This window comes from Agarivorans sp. OAG1 (genome assembly GCF_037076485.1).
GTDB classification, from domain to species: domain Bacteria; phylum Pseudomonadota; class Gammaproteobacteria; order Enterobacterales; family Celerinatantimonadaceae; genus Agarivorans; species Agarivorans albus.
In genome coordinates this window covers 3,143,505-3,161,429 of sequence record NZ_AP028990.1, presented here as the reverse complement: position 1 = coordinate 3,161,429, position 17,925 = coordinate 3,143,505, and the positions used below count along the sequence as shown (strand labels likewise).

At 44.5% G+C, this 17,925-nt stretch carries 15 protein-coding genes; 8 read left to right on the top strand and 7 right to left on the bottom strand.

The window, feature by feature from the left end; translation table 11 throughout:
• The first annotated feature begins 576 nt into the window (after nucleotides 1-576).
• Nucleotides 577-3,555 carry a carbohydrate-binding protein gene (locus OAG1_RS14355; RefSeq protein ID WP_338621767.1) on the top strand — a complete coding sequence of 993 codons (2,979 nt, stop codon included), beginning with the start codon at nucleotides 577-579 and terminating at the stop codon, nucleotides 3,553-3,555.
• A gap of 53 nt (nucleotides 3,556-3,608) precedes the next feature.
• Here the strand turns inward: OAG1_RS14355 and OAG1_RS14350 are convergent, their stop codons facing one another.
• Nucleotides 3,609-4,019, bottom strand: coding sequence for a ribosome recycling factor family protein (locus OAG1_RS14350; RefSeq protein ID WP_338621766.1), 411 nt, complete (start codon nucleotides 4,017-4,019; stop codon nucleotides 3,609-3,611).
• Nucleotides 4,020-4,149: 130 nt separating this feature from the next.
• On the opposite strand from OAG1_RS14350, the gene OAG1_RS14345 reads away from it, so the two are divergent.
• A complete protein-coding gene (locus OAG1_RS14345; protein WP_338621765.1) occupies nucleotides 4,150-4,530 on the top strand; it encodes an STAS/SEC14 domain-containing protein in 381 nt (126 codons plus the stop codon).
• A gap of 59 nt (nucleotides 4,531-4,589) precedes the next feature.
• On the opposite strand, the gene OAG1_RS14340 is transcribed toward OAG1_RS14345, so the two are convergent.
• The 5 genes from OAG1_RS14340 to OAG1_RS14320 all read right to left on the bottom strand — a co-directional run bounded on the left by OAG1_RS14340 (nucleotide 4,590) and on the right by OAG1_RS14320 (nucleotide 11,709).
• Nucleotides 4,590-6,587, bottom strand: coding sequence for a BCCT family transporter (locus OAG1_RS14340; RefSeq protein ID WP_016402799.1), 1,998 nt, complete (start codon nucleotides 6,585-6,587; stop codon nucleotides 4,590-4,592).
• 267 nt (nucleotides 6,588-6,854) lie between these two features.
• Complete coding sequence (locus tag OAG1_RS14335; protein ID WP_338621764.1) at nucleotides 6,855-7,157, bottom strand: AzlD domain-containing protein; 303 nt, start codon at nucleotides 7,155-7,157, stop codon at nucleotides 6,855-6,857.
• On the bottom strand, nucleotides 7,154-7,876 hold the full coding sequence (locus tag OAG1_RS14330; protein WP_338621763.1) for an AzlC family ABC transporter permease: 723 nt from the start codon (nucleotides 7,874-7,876) through the stop codon (nucleotides 7,154-7,156). The genes OAG1_RS14335 and OAG1_RS14330 overlap by 4 nt, the downstream gene beginning before the upstream one ends.
• Before the next feature lie 35 nt (nucleotides 7,877-7,911).
• A complete protein-coding gene (locus OAG1_RS14325) occupies nucleotides 7,912-8,736 on the bottom strand; it encodes an AraC family transcriptional regulator (RefSeq protein WP_016402802.1) in 825 nt (274 codons plus the stop codon).
• Nucleotides 8,737-9,303: 567 nt separating this feature from the next.
• On the bottom strand, nucleotides 9,304-11,709 hold the full coding sequence (locus OAG1_RS14320; RefSeq protein ID WP_338621762.1) for a M48 family metallopeptidase: 2,406 nt from the start codon (nucleotides 11,707-11,709) through the stop codon (nucleotides 9,304-9,306).
• A gap of 249 nt (nucleotides 11,710-11,958) precedes the next feature.
• Between OAG1_RS14320 and OAG1_RS14315 the strand changes: the two genes are divergently transcribed.
• The 3 genes from OAG1_RS14315 (at nucleotide 11,959) to OAG1_RS14305 (ending at nucleotide 13,696) form a co-directional block, all read left to right on the top strand.
• A complete protein-coding gene (locus OAG1_RS14315; RefSeq protein WP_016402805.1) occupies nucleotides 11,959-12,342 on the top strand; it encodes a VOC family protein in 384 nt (127 codons plus the stop codon).
• Between the two features lie 87 nt (nucleotides 12,343-12,429).
• Nucleotides 12,430-13,110: a YafY family protein gene (locus tag OAG1_RS14310; RefSeq protein WP_338621761.1), complete on the top strand. Its 681-nt coding sequence runs from the start codon at nucleotides 12,430-12,432 to the stop codon at nucleotides 13,108-13,110.
• A gap of 160 nt (nucleotides 13,111-13,270) precedes the next feature.
• Nucleotides 13,271-13,696, top strand: coding sequence for an N-acetyltransferase (locus tag OAG1_RS14305; RefSeq protein ID WP_152779427.1), 426 nt, complete (start codon nucleotides 13,271-13,273; stop codon nucleotides 13,694-13,696).
• 82 nt (nucleotides 13,697-13,778) lie between these two features.
• Here the strand turns inward: OAG1_RS14305 and OAG1_RS14300 are convergent, their stop codons facing one another.
• Entirely contained in the window at nucleotides 13,779-14,348 is a 570-nt protein-coding gene (locus tag OAG1_RS14300) for a YSC84-related protein (RefSeq protein WP_016402808.1), read from the bottom strand.
• A 166-nt stretch (nucleotides 14,349-14,514) separates the two neighbouring features.
• Here OAG1_RS14300 and OAG1_RS14295 point away from each other — a divergent pair, with 166 nt between their 5' ends.
• The 3 genes from OAG1_RS14295 (at nucleotide 14,515) to OAG1_RS14285 (ending at nucleotide 17,776) form a co-directional block, all read left to right on the top strand.
• Nucleotides 14,515-15,510 carry an AraC family transcriptional regulator ligand-binding domain-containing protein gene (locus tag OAG1_RS14295; protein WP_338621760.1) on the top strand — a complete coding sequence of 332 codons (996 nt, stop codon included), beginning with the start codon at nucleotides 14,515-14,517 and terminating at the stop codon, nucleotides 15,508-15,510.
• Nucleotides 15,511-15,721: 211 nt separating this feature from the next.
• On the top strand, nucleotides 15,722-16,369 hold the full coding sequence (locus OAG1_RS14290) for a tetratricopeptide repeat protein (RefSeq protein WP_338621759.1): 648 nt from the start codon (nucleotides 15,722-15,724) through the stop codon (nucleotides 16,367-16,369).
• 234 nt (nucleotides 16,370-16,603) lie between these two features.
• A complete protein-coding gene (locus OAG1_RS14285; protein WP_338621758.1) occupies nucleotides 16,604-17,776 on the top strand; it encodes a glycerophosphodiester phosphodiesterase family protein in 1,173 nt (390 codons plus the stop codon).
• Nucleotides 17,777-17,925 lie beyond the last annotated feature (149 nt).

Below are 17,925 nucleotides of genomic sequence, written 5' to 3'. Positions count from 1 at the left end.
TGGATTGTTTTATGATCTTCTGGAAATGGATGCTAACAACAGGCCGAATTTGCAACTAGCTCAGCTTTTAAAAAAGTAGCTCGTTTTTTAGTAAGGGCTTCGAGTGCAGGTTTGCGAGCAACAAAACCTTTGTAAAATGTGATGGGCGTCTTCACTTAGGGTTTTGTATGCTCAGTAGTGACTCTTCATATTTTCATCATATATATACTGCTAATTTAATAATATATTTGAATTTTTATTCTACTAAATCTTATTAATATTTTTGTTCATAAAATAAATAATTGTTGGTAAAAAGGTCACTGCTGGTGATTTGATATCGCTTTCAAGTGGTGTTTATTAAGCTCAGCGTAAAATAAAAATAACATAGTAACAGGTCAACTAGCTTTTCAATCTGGGTGGATATTCACCAAGCTTGCATAGTTCTTCCTAAATACATCGTTCTTCGGTGGCTACCTATTGAGCTACCGGTTTAGTGCTAACTGATCTCACTTTCGGGTGAGCTAATCGGTGCTGCGTAAGTGTGCACTATTCATTTATACCGCATAAAAGAAGCGGTGATATTTAAGGACGAAAATCATGTCTACACAATGGCCTAAGTCGCCAATTGCACTGGCTATGTCGAGCGCGCTAGCACTGGCTTTTAGCAGTGCACCGGTACAGGCAATTTATACACCTTGGGAAGGCTCTTTCCATCAATACCCCGATAGCTACTATGATGTTGATGGCCAGCTAGTAGAAGAAGCTTATGAAGAACCCGAACAAGTGCCAGGGAACGGCCTATCGCCTTGGGATCCAGCTGATGCAATTAAGCGCACCAGCCCAGAACATCAAAACTACCCATTATCTGATTTAGCTAACCAAGGTGGCTGGACGATGGTTGAAGAACTCAGCGATGAGTTTGATAGCCCGCAGTTCAATGAATACAACTTGATGGGGAAAGAAAATGGCAAATGGTTGCCTAACAACCATATTTGGGGAGGCCGAGCGCCTGCTGTTTTTGCTCCTAAAAATGTGAAGCAAGAAGGCGGTAAACTGCACCTAAGTATTGCCAATGATGAGTCTTATACTCCGCATGGATTTTGGAACGAATGGTACTACGGCTGGACTTCGGCCAGCGTTCAAAACGTAAACCCTATTCGTTATGGCTACTTTGAAGTTAAATCTAAAGTAGGCATTGGCTCTAGTGGCTTTTGGTTATATGCCGAAACCTTAGAAGATAAAGAGTACCTATCGCAGTTTAATGAGCCCGGACATGTAAAAAGCAAGCTTGAGCTAGATGTTTACGAGCAGTCGGGTCGTCGCTCAGAGTGGGCACCTTACTACAACATGAACTCTTGGGTATTTATTCACCAAGGCGAAGAAATGTCTTACGTGAATGAAGAGGGTAACGAGTACACCGCTTATCAAAACGGTGGTCACTGGAAAGCCGACATTGATTTTGCAGACGATTTCCATGTGTACGGTTTTTACTGGGGGCCTGAAGAAATTATTTGGTACTTTGACGGTAAACCGATTCGTTCAATGAAAAACCGTTACTACCACACGCCACTATATTTGTTGTTAGATACCGAAACCATGCCCGATTGGTTTGGCATGCCTAGCGCAAATGAGCTCGATTTTGCTCACCAAATTGAGTACGTGAGGGTATGGACCAACGATGAAACAGAGCAAAACTGGCGCGGTCGTTACTTTATGGACCCAACCATCAAAACCGGTGATGGCCTAAATGGTAAACCCGGTGAAAACCGAGTTGCAGCCGAATATGGTGGCACTGAAGCTTATCGCGAGAAGTGGGGGAATCCGGTAAGTGGCTCACCTGAAGTGGTAACGCTGCAAGGTATCGCCGCTAAGCAAAGCCATATCGAGATTCAAAGCGATATTCCTTATGTATTGGTGCCGCAGTTTACCCCAAGCAACGTTACCGACAAGCAAATGAACTGGCTGTCTAGCGACCCTAGTATTGCTGATATCAATCGCTCAGGCATGGTTAGTGCGAAAGCCGCAGGCAGTGTAACCTTCACGGGTTCACATGCAGACCTTCCTAATCAAACCATTAGTGTTACCGCAGATATTCTGCAAATTGGTAAGCGTTTTGACCTAGAGCTGGTCAACTATGGCGCTACTGGTAAAGAAGGGGACGAAGTAGAGAACGATAACGTTTATGGCTGGGGTGTTGGTAATGGTGTGGTTACCTTTAATACCCGCGGCGATTATGGCGACTTCTTTGATGTAGACTTTGGCAGTGGTGGCACTTACATGGCAGGTATTTCTGCTGGTACCGACATCGCCAGCGGCATCGGCGCTACCATATTCATTGATGGTGTTGAGGTGCTAAGTGGTGATATTGCTTCCTCTGGAAATTGGAACGTTAATAAACGAACCGATTTAGCTGGGTCTTTCGAAGTAGAGCCTGGTACGCATACCGTGCGGATTATGAGCTCGGGCAGCTCAGGTTGGCAGTGGAATGGTGCGCGCGCCCACTTTGTTCAAGTATTAGAAGGCGATGTTGATCCCGGCGACGGCGGTACAGACCCAGGTGACGGTGGCACTGACCCAGGCGACGGTGGCACAGACCCAGGTGATGGCGGCACTGATCCAGGCGACGGTGGCACCGACCCAGGTGACGGTGGTACAGACCCAGGCGACGGCGGCACAGACCCAGGCAACGGCGGCACAGACCCAGGTGATGGCGGCACCGATCCTGGTGACGGCAGCACCGACCCAACAGCTGTAACGCTGCAAGCTCAAAGCTTTGTTGCTACTGGCGGGGCAAATGGTGGTTTTGAAGTTTATGATATTGCCGGTGGGCAAGGCATTAACTTTAACCAAACCGGTGATTATGCTGATTACACAGTAAATCTTGCAGCAGGCAGCTATAGCGTAAGTTTGTACGCAGCTACACCGATGAATGATGCTGGCGTAGAGCTAATACTAAATGGTGAGTCTATTGCGGTAAGCAGCATTAGCCCAACCGGTGGATGGGATAATTTCCAAAGCCGTGTGATTGCTGCCAATTTAGTGGTAGCCACTGGTGGTGAGCAAGCCTTACGCTTAATCAGTGTGGGGGCAGATAATGCTTGGCAATGGAATGCCGACAAGCTGGTATTTACCCCTAATTCCGACAACGGTTCTACTAACCCAGACCCTACACCCGGTGAGGTAGTTATTTCTGTTGAAGCCGAAAGCTTTGCTGATACTGGCGGCAGCTACGATGGTTTTCAGGTATATGCTATTAACGGTGGCTCGGCGATTAACTTTAATCAGGCCGGAGATTATGCCGATTATCTGGTAGCTATTGAGCAAGCCGGTACTTATAGCATGAGCATTGAAGCGGGTACTAACTTAGCTAATACTGGCATTGAAGTATGGGTGGATGGTGAGTCACAAGCCAGCTCAGCCATTACCAATACCGGTTCTTGGGATGTATTTGCGAGTAACTTGGTGAGCAACAACATTAGCTTGAGTGAAGGCCAACACACTATTCGTATTATGGGAGTAGGAGAAGCAGGTTCTTGGCAGTGGAATGCTGACAAATTCACCCTAACCAAGCAATAATCTGGTTAGCTTAAACCTTAAAAAGCCACGGCGTTATGCTGTGGCTTTGTTATTTAAAGCTCTGCATCAAAACGGGCTAGCCGGGCTTCGGCTAATGAGCAATCGGTTTGCTCAAGTAGCTCCGCCAAGGTGATATTAGGCTTTTCCTTTATTAATCGGGCGAGACGTTCGCTTTTAGGTTCTACTTGCTCTTGGTAGGCTGCTAAACGCAGCTCAAGTTTAGTGAGTAAATAAGTAAAATTGTTACTTTCTAGATTTTTAATATGTGTTGATAAAGCACTAAGGGCAGAAGCTTCGCCGATTAGCTGCCAGTTTCTAGAGCGGCGTATTCGTTTTAACTGGCAAGCCGATTCCAATGCCAGCAGTTTAGCTTGTTTGGTATTGTCACCACCAATGCGATGAATCAGCGAAGGCAGAGCGACAGTGATTGCGAAGTCTTTGTTTTTCATAGGCGAATTTTGCATTCAAAGCTATCTAAATACAATCGCCAAGTGAAGCGCTGCTTATTGGCCCTAAAACTGCTCATATAGGCTTGAGAGTGGGCAAATCTCAACCATACTGGTAAGGCAAGTTTGGACTAACAAGGAACTCAATATGACGATTCGCAGACACGGCATTACCGTGGGCATCGAGCGTGTAGAAACGCGCTTATTAGTCTCGTTTAAAGCCTGCGGTACACTCACTCATCAAGACTATCAAACCATTACACCGATCCTCGAATCAGCCTTAGCAGAGGTTGAACATCCGCAAATACGCGCTTTTTTTGATGCTAGCGAGCTAGAGGGTTGGGAGCTAAGGGCAGCGTGGGACGACTTAAAACTCGGCTTAAAACACGGTCAGGATTTTGAAAGAGTGGCTATTTTAGGCCATCAACAGTGGTTAGAGTGGGCTTCAAAAGTGGGTAATTGGTTTATCGCAGGTGAAGTACAGGTATTTGAAGACGAGCAAAGCGCGTTGGCTTGGTTAGAAAGCTAAACACACTAGGCTAACAGCCAGAGTATAGCTCTGGCTGTTAGGTTTATAGGCTTAAGCGATTAGGTGTTTTGCTGTTGTGCCTGTTGCATAGGGCTAGCCTCTTCTTCCAATATTTCTGAACTGGCTAAATACAAGAAATGTAAGTGGCGCTCGTATTGGCTAATTACGTCGGCAATGATCTGGTCTTCGGTATAGCCAAACACATCGTATTGCTGGCCGCCTTGCAACAAAAACACCTCAGCTCGGTAATAGTTGTTGTGTTGTTCGTCGGCATAACTTGGCATCACAAAGTGGCGTAAACGGATCCCATAAGCGAAGTTTTCAGCTTCTTCTTTGTAAATCGTTAGCCTAATTTTATCGCTGTCTTCTATCAGTTTGGCGCTTAAGCCATTGGCTGAGAATTGCTCCACTAATTGAGTGAGTGCTGGGCGAGCTACTTGGCTTAAAAAGCTTTCTGCTTCTGGCTTTAAAGGGTGAACCAGCAAAGCATCTAAGCGCTCTTTCCAAGATATGTTGGCTTTAGAAAACTGCACCGAGGTATTGTGAGTTTGCACGCTGTTTTGCAGCATGTAGTCGTGTTTAAGCGCTTTAAACAAACCATAACAAAAGCAAAGCAATACAAACATAAATGGAAAAGCAGAAGCAATGGTTAAGGTTTGTAGTGCCGATAAGCCGCCTGCAAACAGTAGTGCAGCGGCGATAAAACCTATCATTGAGGTCCAAAAAATACGTTGCCACAAGGGTGTATTACTCTCGCCGCCGGCCGTGATGGTATCAATAACCAAAGCGCCAGAATCGGCAGAAGTAATGAAAAATGTGGTAATTAGCAGAGCAGCAATCAGTGATAGTACCGACGATAAAGGCAGTTGCTCAAAGAATACAAAAATTGCCGTTGCTACATCGTTATTAACTGCCACAGCTAGTGAGCTCATGGCATCACCGGCAATCATGTGTATTGCGGTGTTGCCAAAAATGGTCATCCATAGGAAGGTAAAGCCAGCTGGAATAAACAATACGCCAACAATAAATTCACGGATCGAACGACCCCGCGATACGCGGGCAATAAAGGTGCCCACAAATGGCGACCAAGATACCCACCACCCCCAGTAGAGTAAGGTCCAACCGCCAATCCAATCTTCTTTTCTATCGTAGGCGTAAAGGTTAAAGGTGCTACTTACCAACTCGCTCATGTAGGTGCCGGTATTCTGCACATAGGATTGCAGTAATAACTCAGTTGGGCCAAATAGCAATACAGCTACCATTAGCACTAAAGCCAAAATTACATTTAGGTTTGAAAGGCGCTTAATGCCGCCGTTTAAACCAAGTACCACCGATACTGTAGCAAGTGCAATAACAATCACCACAAGGGCTAGTTGAATCCACTCAGTTTGTGGCAAGCCAAATAAGTAATGAAGGCCCGCGTTAAGTTGCTGTACCCCAAAACCTAGAGAAGTAGCCACGCCGAATATGGTTCCCACTACTGCAAAGGTGTCGGTAGCATGGCCAATAGGGCCATGGATCTTGTCACCAATTAAGGGGTAAAGGGCTGAGCGTGGTAGCAAGGGCAATTTGTGGCGATAGCTAAAGTAAGCTAGCGATAGCGCAACTACTGCATATACCCCCCAAGCGTGTAAGCCCCAATGGAAAAAGCTAATACGCATGGCATCTTTGGCTGCTTCTATGCTCATGGCATCACCTAAAGGCGGTGACATGTAGTGCATAACTGGCTCGGCTACGCCAAAGAACATTAAGCCAATTCCCATACCGGCAGAAAACAGCATGGAAAACCACGATAAGTTGCTGTAATCGGGTTCTGAATGGTCTGGCCCAAGTTTAATATCGCCTAAGCGACTTACCATCACACACACTACAAATATTAGGAATATGGCGACTGATAGCACGTAAATCCAACTTACATTGGTGCTAAGCCAAGTTTGTATTTGGTTAAAGTTGCTTGCAGAAATATCTGGAAACATTGCTGAAAATAGTGCGATGGACAAGGCTATAACTAAAGAAGAATAAAAAACAGGAGGGTTTATCTTGCTAGTGATATTCATAAAAACTCTGTGTTAGTTCGCGTGTTCAGCCCAACTGACGCGCGATGACTGCTTAGTCATTGCAAGGTGTTAGCCTGCAAATGTGTAAGCTGGGCATGTTACAAACTATGCCAAGTAAACAGCCAAAAAAGCACCTTGGTATTTAGCCACAGCAAAACACCAAACTTACATGTGCGTTGGAGGCCAGCACACTAACACAGTGTTGCTATATTATGCTTTGATCTACCTACTTGTAGATATCTTAAAGTGGTTACCACTGGCTAGTGGTTAATGAATAAAGAAAAACACTGCCATACTCACCACGGTAGTTATTAGAGCATTACGGGTGAAGTAGGCTAATAGCGCAGCTAGCACGGCGGCGAGCAGATAGGGATTGTCTAAGGATAATGCCAATTGTTGATCGCGAATAAATACAATTGGAGCAAATATGGCCGTTAGCACTGCAGGGGCTGAGTAGCTTAAAAACTGCAACGTTGTCTTGTTCAACCTAAGCGGAATTTTTGGCTCTAAGAACAGGTAACGGCTGGCAAACACAATTGCGGCCATAGCTAAAATAGTAAACCAAATCATTGCTCTTCTCCGCGCCACTTAGCGTAAGCTGTGGCTAAACCCATTGCCAGCAGAGCCGAAATGAGTAGGCCTCCAGGCACTGCATAAAGTTCACACGCTACCGAACTTACTAAAGCGATAAGCACACACAGTAAGCCCGAGCCATGTTTTATGTTTGGCACAACAATGGCAATAAAAGTAGCCGCAATGGCGAAGTCTAGCCCCCAGCTGTCTAGGTTTTCGATATTTGCGCCAGCCACAATGCCCACCGCAGAAGCGATATTCCAACCAAGATAAAAACTTAAGCCGCCCCCTAATGCGTACCAGCGATCAAAGCGTTCAGCTTTGTCTTGATTGGCAATGGCAAACAATTCATCGGTAAGCAAATAACCCAGTAATAGGCGCCACTTTAGCGGTAAGCCACTAATTTTTGGGCGCATAGCCATGCTGTACAGAAAGTGGCGCGAAGTAATTAGCATGGTGGTAACCAGCATACTTAACAGGCCTGCTCCCAGCTTAAACATGCCGGTAGCTACCAATTGGGCTGAACCCGCGAATAAAATGGCCGACATAGCTTGGCTTTGCAAAGGGCTAAGGCCTGCTTCCATTGCATAAGAGCCCGCTAATATTCCCCAAGGTACAACGGCAATGGTGAGCGGTAATACCGCTAAGGTGCCTTTGGCAAATGCGGTGAGTTTATTAGACCAAGTTAGATGGTTTATATAGTCTGTACTGTTCACAATTTTCCTTGAGAGGGTAAAGCGACAGGCAGCAGCTAAGCTGCAAGTTCCTTGGCATAACGGCCAGGAGAAACACCCAAAGCGCGTTTAAAGTGGCGGCTGAAATGGCTTTGATCATGAAAGCCACAATCTAAAGCGACATCCAATTGCTTGTTACCTTGGCGCAACAGTTGTTTAGCTAAGCGTAATCTCGCTTGAATTTGGTAAGCATGTGGCGGAAGACCGTAGCGCTTTACAAACTGCTTCACTAAATAACAAGGGCTCAAATTCACTAACTTAGCCAGTTCGCTGAGAGAGACATTAGCTTGAGGCTGCTCATCCAAAAACTGCTTCACTAAACTAAGGTGATTGCGCTCATTAAAGGTAGATGTGGTTGTTGGGCGAGTTTTAGCGTGCCGAGTCATCAGTAAGCTCAAGCTCGCGTAAACCATACTCTCACGTTGTAAGCGATTATTAGAGTTAGCCAGTAATGCAAGGGTAGCGCGTAAAGAGCCAGCAACCACCGAGTCTTGCACCACTGCTTGGCTAAAATAGGGAGCGCCTTGTTGCTTAATACCTAAGTCTTGGCTGAGTTGTTCAAATTGTTCAGGAGTGGGGTACATGGCCTGATAAGACCAGCCTCCTTCCGAGGCCGAGCAGCCAGTATGTACTTCATCTGCGTTCACCAAGATAATACTGTCTTGTGGGGCTATATGGTTGCCACCGGTGCGGTAAAACTGTTGCGCGCCACTTTCAATCACACCAATGGTGTAGCCTTCGTGACTATGTCGCGAAAAGTTTTGCTGTTGATAGCGGGCATTCAGTATTTCTATACCGCCTAACTCGTCGGCAAGCTGATAACGTGCTTGTTCTTTTGTCATTGGCTTGCCTCCTTACTGGCCGGAATAATACCAATCGTACCAAGTAACTGATCATTCTAACTGGTTAAAATGCTCGATAACTGCGTTAGAATTTTGATTGTAGAATAACTACTTATCGAAAAATCCTGCCTTATTCTCGAGCATTTTTCTTGCGCTATTTCTGACCACTTACTTAGTGTGATTGGTATAAGCTGTCATCATAGCGCAGAATTAGCAGAAGGTTTTGTACAAAATTGTTCGCTTTGGGCTTAATTTGCTGAGTTAGTGCTAGGGCCTGTTGATCTTTGGTGTTGAAATTTTATTCAAGATAAGCGGGCTTTAATCGCGGCGAGCACTTTGAAACCTAGTGGGCTAAGTGAAAAGTGTTCAACGAAGAGTAAAGTTCGCTTATCTGAACCCTTCGGGCAGCATTTCTTAGCCATTTATTCGGCGTTAGCGAGTGATTATTAAGCCCAAACTTCACACTCACTGCCTTGCCTAAATTGCTGTAAAAACCATCAGCAAAGATCAACAGGCCCTAGTTACTCTGCTGGTCGTGGAAAACTGTGCTCTGGATGAGGTAATTGTCTAAACTAAGGCGAGCTCATCGGCGGGTTCACTTAGTGCTTGAGTATCGATGCTGCTCTCAACCTCCATGCATAACTGGCTAAGCTCGGCGCATAACCAATAGTGTTTGTATTTTGCTGCCTTATAACTCTGTTCACAAATGAACATATATTGCGAGGGTTGAATAGTGGGGGAGAAGTCCAGTACGCCGCCATTCCAGCCTTCGATAAACTCAGCCAAGTTAGGGTATTTAGGATCTGGTAGGCTAATGTTTTTCGCTTCAATGGCTAAACGCTTAGTTTCTAAGGCGCACAAGTTTGTTTGCGCTAATAGTCGAGAATGAATTTTTGATTGCCATTCATCGTCTAGGTTGATTAGCGTATCGAGGATAAAGTGAAAACGCTCTAAGTTATTGATAATAGGCTCCAGCTTAGCCATGCCTTGGAGAGCGTTTAATAAGCTATCTAGCCGGGCACTTTGTTGGCTCGACATCAACGAACGACACAGCATAATGCGGTGATGTAACAGCTTATCAAAGGGTTTAAATTCATTTTGATGTTGCTTTATTGCCGCCGTAGATTCGGTGATTAAATTACCTACATCAACTCGATTACTCGCAGGCAGGTCAAACTCTTCCGGCGCTATATTTAAGTTAGCTTCATAATAAAGCTTTACTAAAGAGGCGACACGCAAGGTGTCTAGCTGCTTAAAGTAGAGCTGTTCCTGATTGTTGATTTGTAGATGTTGGGCATTAATCTGCGCGATACAGTCGCTTAAACCGCTGGGTTTATTGTCCACAAGGTTGGAGAGATGGAAAAAGCGTCCGCTGTAGATCTCTCCAAAAAACTGCTTTAGGTACTCGGCAGTTTGTTGTTTTTGTTGTTCATTCTCAATTAAGCTGTCGTTACTCACTGTAAATTTGCTGGGCTGCTTTATGCCTTGCTGAGTATAGAAAAAAGCACTTACCGACTCGCTTAAGGTGTCAATATCACCAATTAGTAAAGCTGCAGGTAATTCAGATTTAAAAATACCTTGGTCGCCTCGTGATGTAACAAAAGCAATACGATCTTTATCTGCTGGGTGACTATCCCAAGTTGAGCTGTCTGTGCGCTGCATTTGCTGTTCTATTTTGTTCATTTGCGCTTTGCTGGCTTGCTTGGCCAAATTAGCAACCGCCAACGGTATATTTGCCAGTAGTTTGTTGTCATTCCAGGCTAGTTTATTGATGTCTGCTACTTTTTGCGCGGCTAAGGCCAGCTTACGCAGTTCAATGGCGGTGTTCTCAAACTGATCGCTACCCACAAAGCGGCTTTCGTAGCTGTCGGCGTCAAACTCCATTGCGCGAGACATATATTGAGTGAGCTTAAAGTTGAGATTAAACAAACCTTTAAAAATGAATCGAGTAAAGCCTATAGAAAGCTGAGCAGCAATAATTGCGATATTCATAACAAAGGGCATGTGTTCTTGTTTAGCCCAGTTTTGCAGGCGTAAATCCCATTCGTCGGGCTGGTAGGCTCGGCTATAAAACCAATGGTTAACGGTTTGCACAATATAGCGGGTTTGCATCGCCTGGGTTTGAGCAAAATGGCCAAACTCGTGCGCCAAAATGCCACTTAACTGGCGCATATTCATGCCGGTTAGTAAGGGCATGCCTATGGTTAGGCGTAACTCGCCTTTACGTAGGCTAAGCCAGCCGTTTAGGCCTCCGGCAGAGGCATTTACTTGGGTATCTAAGCAAATTTCTGTTGGGCGAGGAACCGCTAGTTTGTCGCACATTACATCAACTAGATTGAATAATGCCGGGGCTCTTTTGGTTTGTAGGCGATATAGTTTGGGTTGCTGGTAGGTGGCAAATAAAGGTTTAAGCAAAAACAGAAACAGCACAATAACAATAAAATAAGGAACAACGAGGAGAAATTGCTTAGCAATGCCACCAGAAAAATCACCGATGTTTTCAACTAACACCGAGAAGTAAAACACCGAAAAACTGATTAAACCCACTAACATAAGCAAGTAAATAAGCGGAGCAATTAGGCTAATAAGTAGCGTGCATATCATGCCAATTCGGTACTCTCGGCTTACGCTAGAGCGAGGGAACTCTCCACTAAGCAGTTTAATAAAGTCTGCTTTTAGTTTAGGTGCACTATTTTGTTGAGCTTTGCTATGAGAGGCAGTAGGTGCAGCGCTGTTTGTTTCAAGCACTGCCATTTCTCTTAGCTCTACTCGTAGGCCATGCTCGCTAAATACTGCGGCAAGGCTTTTTGCCAAACTTAGTGAAAGGCTCTCTTTAAGGACATGTCCTTCAACCAAGTATTTTTGAGCTGTAGCGGGTGTGATATCTAAGGCTTTACACAGACTATGTACCACATGGTTATCGCGATTATTTCCATTTTGAGCGCCTAAACTCACTAACTCATATTTAGCCACTCACATTTCCTTGTGTTTATAGTGATAAATTTGTCGCCAGAATTTTTGCAAATAAGCTAATCAGATTCAATAGCTTGGCTTTAGGGTATCAAAGCTAATTGCAAACTATTCGAGCTAGCGCAGAATACTGGTCACAAAATAAAACGCTGCTACTGAAACCCTACTGACAGGTAGTTGTCAGTAGGGGGGGACTATAGTTATCTCACTGGCTGGCCATGGGGGCTAGCCGGTAACAGCAAGGAGATAGTTATGTTAGCAGTTGCACCTTTAGTATGGGCAGAGATCGCCGTTGCCAATATGGACCGCGCGTTAGCGTTTTACGCCGAGCACTTTGATCTAACCTTTCGCCGCGAGAATATGGGCGATATGGATATGGCCATTTTAGAAACCGAAGATCCAGAGGCTGCTAGTTTTGGTTTATGTCAGCATGAAATGATGAAGCCAAGCATGGATGGCAGCACCGTTTATCTGCATTTAAGCGAAAAACTTAGCCCATTGGTGGATAAAATTACTCAATCGGGCGTGCAAATCTTAATGCCTGTTACTGCCATTCAAGATGGCGAGCATGGTTACTTCGCCTTATTTGTGGATAGTGAAGGTAATAAAATAGGTCTGTGGTCTAAGTTCCAGTAATATCGACGTTGTTATGCAAGCAAATTTAGCTAGCTCAGCCTTTAAAGCTGGGCTAGTGTTTGCTCTGCACTTTGGCAGGGATGATTTATGAGACGGGCAGACAGGCTTTTTCAGATAGTACAAATTTTGCGTATGCGGCGACTCACCACTGCCCAAGATTTAGCCGACCGTTTAGAAGTATCAACTCGCACCATCTACCGTGACGTACAAGATCTTTGTTTAAGTGGCATTCCCATTGAAGGAGAAGCTGGCGTAGGTTATTTGTTGCGCCAAGAAGTTAGCGTACCACCGCTAATGTTTAATGAAGCGGAGCTAGAGGCCATTCAAATTGGCATGCGTATGGTGCAAACCTGGGCAGGCAAAGAACTGTCTTCGGCTGCCAAGCAAGCAATGATTAAAGTAGAAGCGGTATTGCCACAACGCCTACAAGCCTATCAATCTTTAATGTTTGCCCCCGATTTTTATATCGACAGCGACCAATTCAAATATTTAGATCCTTTGCGTATTGCTTCGCAACAGCGTGAATACCTAGAGATTTGCTACCAAGATGCCAAAGCTGACTGCACCAAACGAGAAATTCGTCCACTGGCCATTTATTTTTGGCGAGGCACCTGGACCTTGCTAGCGTGGTGCGAGTTGCGCGATGATTTTCGTAGCTTTCGGGTTGATCGAATTACCGAGCTTAAGCACCAAGAACGGGTGTTTAGCCATAGTCCTGGAAAAGAGCTTGATGACTTTGTAGAGAAAATGGAGCAAGAAGGGCACTAAATTTGTGCCTTATTGTTTATTCGTTTCTTGATATTTCAGAGCTCGAATCAGATTTTTCGCAGCTAGCTTAACCTTCATCAAACTATCATTTAGCTGACATGCCCTTTCTCTGTTTGTTTGCGGTATCATTGTTTAACTTGTCACTAATATCGCATTCACAATGATCCGACCTTATCAATCAGGTGATACTGAAACAGTATTGAATATATGGCTGGCCGCTTCGATAAAAGCGCATGATTTTGTAGATGCCAGCTTTTGGCATTCGCAAGTAGATAATATGCGTAATCTCTATCTACCTAATGCCGAGACTTACGTATATCAGCAAGACAACCAAGTACTTGGGTTTTATGCGCTTGACGAAAAGCATATTGCGGCTATTTTTGTGGCACCCGATTCACAAGGGCAGGGTATTGGAAAACAGCTCATTGCTCATGCCAAGCAACAGCGCAGTGTTTTAACTTTGTCGGTGTATAAGCAAAACACCGCTAGTTATCAGTTCTATTTGTCTCAGGGTTTTAGTCTAGTGAAAGAACAAATAGACCCACATACTGGTTTGCCAGAATACACCATGAGTACCGGTATCTAGAGCTGCAGAAAGTAAAAGGCAGAAAGCAAAAAGCTTGGCCAATTGAGCCAAGCTTTTTTGTTATTTGCTTACTTAGTTAAGTCTAGCTTTGGTTCAAGTCTTTATCTTTCCAAAACTTGGTGCCTTTTACGGTCGCTTCTAACGATAAGCCAGCTTCGGTCATTTGATAGATATCTACGTCACCGATAGCACCTTCGCCTTCTGCAGAGCCGCCTTTATCGCCAGCTTTAGCTGAGGCATCCGCTTGTGCGCCAAACAACCAGCCAGATTCAACAAATTTGTCATAAGACTCGCGAGTATTAAACACCATTAAGGCTCTAAAATCTTTAACACCAGCACCAAAGCCTACACCCGCTTCACCCATATTCATGTAAGTGCGCTTGCCAGTTGCATTATCGATGGCTACACCATGGCCGCCGCCAGCAGAGATAACAAACAAGTTGATACCGGCATTGCTAAATACTGCGTAACCTACAGCGCCGTTGATTTTACCGGCAATGTCGCTATTTTCTTTCTTAAAGTCTACCAAGGTTTCTTGAACCATTTGGTCTGATTCTGCACGTTCTTCTGCTGCGCTTTTACTAAATGCAGGCATGCTAATAGTCATGTTTAATAGTGCGATGGCGAAAATAGCTTTAAGTGATTTTGTCATTATTGATCCTAAATATGTGCTGGGTATGGCCAGCAAAAATTAACAATCTGAAATACAACTCGGCCTTTCAACTTGCTGCTATTTTAATCAAACCATGGCGGTAAATTGACATTTTGCGAACAAGTGCAAAAATGATGATTATGGTTCATAGGGAAGTGGCGGCGAGATGCAGGAATATCAATTTCAGTTACCAGCCTTGAAGTGGGTTGTAGACATATTGGAGCAGCAAGGTTTAGACAGGCACCGACTGTTAGCTGCTGCAGATATCTCGCCGAGTTTATTGCGTCAAACCAGCGGCTTAATTAGCCAGCTTAAAGTGGCAAAGTTAATGACAGCTGCAGATCGCGCTAGTCAACAGCCTTTGGCCAGCGCACGTTGTGGCTTGTCGATGCCTTTGCGTAAGCAAGGGGTACTAGCCATTGCGGTTCAAAGCATGCCTAATCTAGAAGCGATGATCCAAATGTTGAAGGCATTCTTGAATGCTCAGTCGAGCGGAACTGACCTAGATTTAGTGAAGGAAGGGGACTTAGTTAGAGCCGAATTTAGTTTACGTTTTGCTGATCAACTTAGTTGTGACTCTATGCATAGGGCAATGCTGTGTAACTTATTTAAAACCTTCCAAACATTGTTTGGTGAGTCGTGGCGAGCGACCGAAGTATGGTTAATGCATAGTTTTAGTCACACTAAAGAGCTATCCCAACTTCTTAATTGCCCGGTAAAAGACAATAAAGCTATTAATGCGATTGTGTTTGAACAGCGTTGGGCCCACGTTACTGGCGCGCAAGTTTACCCTGCAGAAGCACTGCGTAAACAAAGTAGCGAAACCTTACAGCGGCTTGAAGACTTGGATGATCTTATTTATCAAATTTTGCCGCCATTAATCTACGATGGAAACACCAGTATTGAGCATGTAGCGGAGTTATTTGGAGTGCATGTTCGAGTGTTGCAAAAGCGCTTAAAAGCCAAAGGAACTAGCTATTCAACCTTGTTAGAAGACGCCAGAAAAACCATGGCAGTGGACTTTTTAGTTGATAGCCAGCTATCAATTGCAGATATCTCTTTGCAACTGGGTTTTAAAGAACCGGCCATTTTTATCCGCAGCTTTAAAAAGTGGTTCAAGCAAACGCCACTGCAATGGCGTAAATCGGCGAAAGGCTATTAATAAATATATTTTCTTTATTATTGTATTTCATAATTACTGATTTGGTGACTCAACTTGGTGATTATTGCTTCATTATGGTGTGATTTGGAATTTAGATTCTGTCATTGCTTTGAAATATATGGTTTTTATATTTGGCATACAAAATGCGACTTAGATCACAAGGGAGTAGGTTTAACTCCTAAGTTGTCGTAATAAGCCAAGGATGAAAATCATGAAAAAATTACTTATTTGGTGTGTGGCCGGGCTAAGCCTAGCTTTGAGTAATAGCTTTGTGGCTTCTGCAAAGCCAAACGCTACTAATGAAGATCAGCGTTTAAGTGCTTGGTGCACCCAGCTTAAAAAACAGCAGAGCTGTTATAACTTACACCAGCAGTTAGCAGAGCAAGGCAGACCAGAGTCGGCTTATTGGATAGGTAAAGCTAGTGCAAGAGGCATGTTTGAAGCAGCCGATTTAACTAAGGCACTTGGTTATTATCAAGTGGCTAGCCAAGAAATGCACCCAGCAGCCAGCCGTGAATTGGGTTTGCTCTACTACCATGGAATAAGTGGTGAGCGAGATTTCGCAAAAGCGCAGCGCTTATTTGAACAGGCTATCGAGCAGGGTAACCCACAAGCTATTTGGTCACTGGCCCGCATGTACCATTACGGTCGTGGAGTTGAGCAAGATTATAACAAAGCCTTTGAACTGTTTAGTTTAGCCGCTGATAAAGGCTCTAAACCTGCTGCTAGTACTTTGGCTTACTACTATAAAGTAGGCTTGGCCACCGAGCCTAACCCGCGCTTAGCCAGTTATTGGCGCAACAAAGCTAATGATAAAAAGTTAGTGACCTGGAATCGCAGCATTCCTGATTATCGCTAGTTACTAGGGTCTGTTGATCTTTGGTGCAAAAACCATCAGCAAAGATCAACAGACCCTAGAATCAACTAAAATCAACAAAGCCAGCATAGTTATTGCTGGCTTTGTTGCTTTTACAAGCCGTTCATCTTTGTGACATAAATCTAACATCAATTTTTCATCACTTTGTCACCCGGTGAATCTTTACTGGTTAGCTCTTAAATCGATGTTATTCACCAACAATAAGGACGTTAACCAATGAAATTCTCTCAGCTAGGGCTATTTCTCTGCCCACTTGTACTATTAAGCGCCTGTAGCGACGACGACAATCCTATTCAAGCGGCCAACACTGGGGCTATATCAAAAGTGCAATTAGGGCCTCGTCCAGCATTCTTAGTTGATCAGCTCGCCGACGGAGAGCTAAAAACAAGCTTGCAAGCGTGTGTAGATGACATGACAACTTACAGTGTAAGTGACTTCTCCATTGGTCACCGAGGCGCGCCACTCATGTTCCCAGAGCATACTAAAGAAAGCTATATGGCTGCAGCGCGTATGGGAGCAGGTGTGCTTGAGTGTGATGTAGCCTTTACTAAAGATGGCGAACTAGTTTGTCGCCACTCACATGCTGATTTACACACCACCACCAACGTACTGGCAGTGCCAGAGTTAGCTGCTAAATGTTCAGTTCCCTTCACTCCGGCAGACGCTGCTAATGGCGTAGAGGCCACTGCCGAGTGTCGTACTTCAGACTTTACCTTGGCTGAATATAAAAGCCTTACCGGTAAAATGGACGCGGCTAATAAACAAGCAACCACAGTTGAAGAATACATGGACGCAACGCCAAGTTTCCGTACCGATCTTTACGCTGAGGTTGGCACATTAATGTCGCATAAAGAGAGTATCGCCTTGTTTAAGGAGCTAGGCGTAAAAATGACCCCAGAGCTTAAAACACCCGCTGCGCAAGACCTAGCAGCAGCAGGGATTACCCAGCAAGAATTTGCCCAAAAAATGATTGATGAATACATTGAGGCAGGCATTGAGCCTAGCGAGGTTTATGCTCAATCTTTCTCAATTGACGATGTTGAATACTGGGTCGCCAACACCCCAGAGTTTGGGGAGCAAGCCGTTTACCTTATTTACTTGCTTGATGGTGTGCCTAGCCCAACAGAAATTGCCGCTAAAAACATCAATATTGTTGCGCCCATTTATACTGCGCTTGTTGAAGAGCAAGATGGAGCAGTAGTTGCTACCGACTATGCCAAGCAGCTAAAAGAAGCGGGTTTAGATTTAATTACTTGGACCATCGAGCGCAAGTACACCTCTATGCATGAATTTGAAGTACTTAATGTACTTAAAAAAGATCTTGAGTTAGTTGGCGTATTTTCTGATTGGCCAGCCACTGTGACCTTCTTCGATAACTGCATAAAATAGTCACTATATTCATCGAACTGTTGCTGTTAATGCGTATTAGCAGCAACTTTGTGATCGCAATAGCACTTTTTTCTGTATTTCCCCTGCAATTGATTAATCGCAACAAAATAATTATTCACTATTTTCTTCGAGCGATTGTGTGGTAGCGT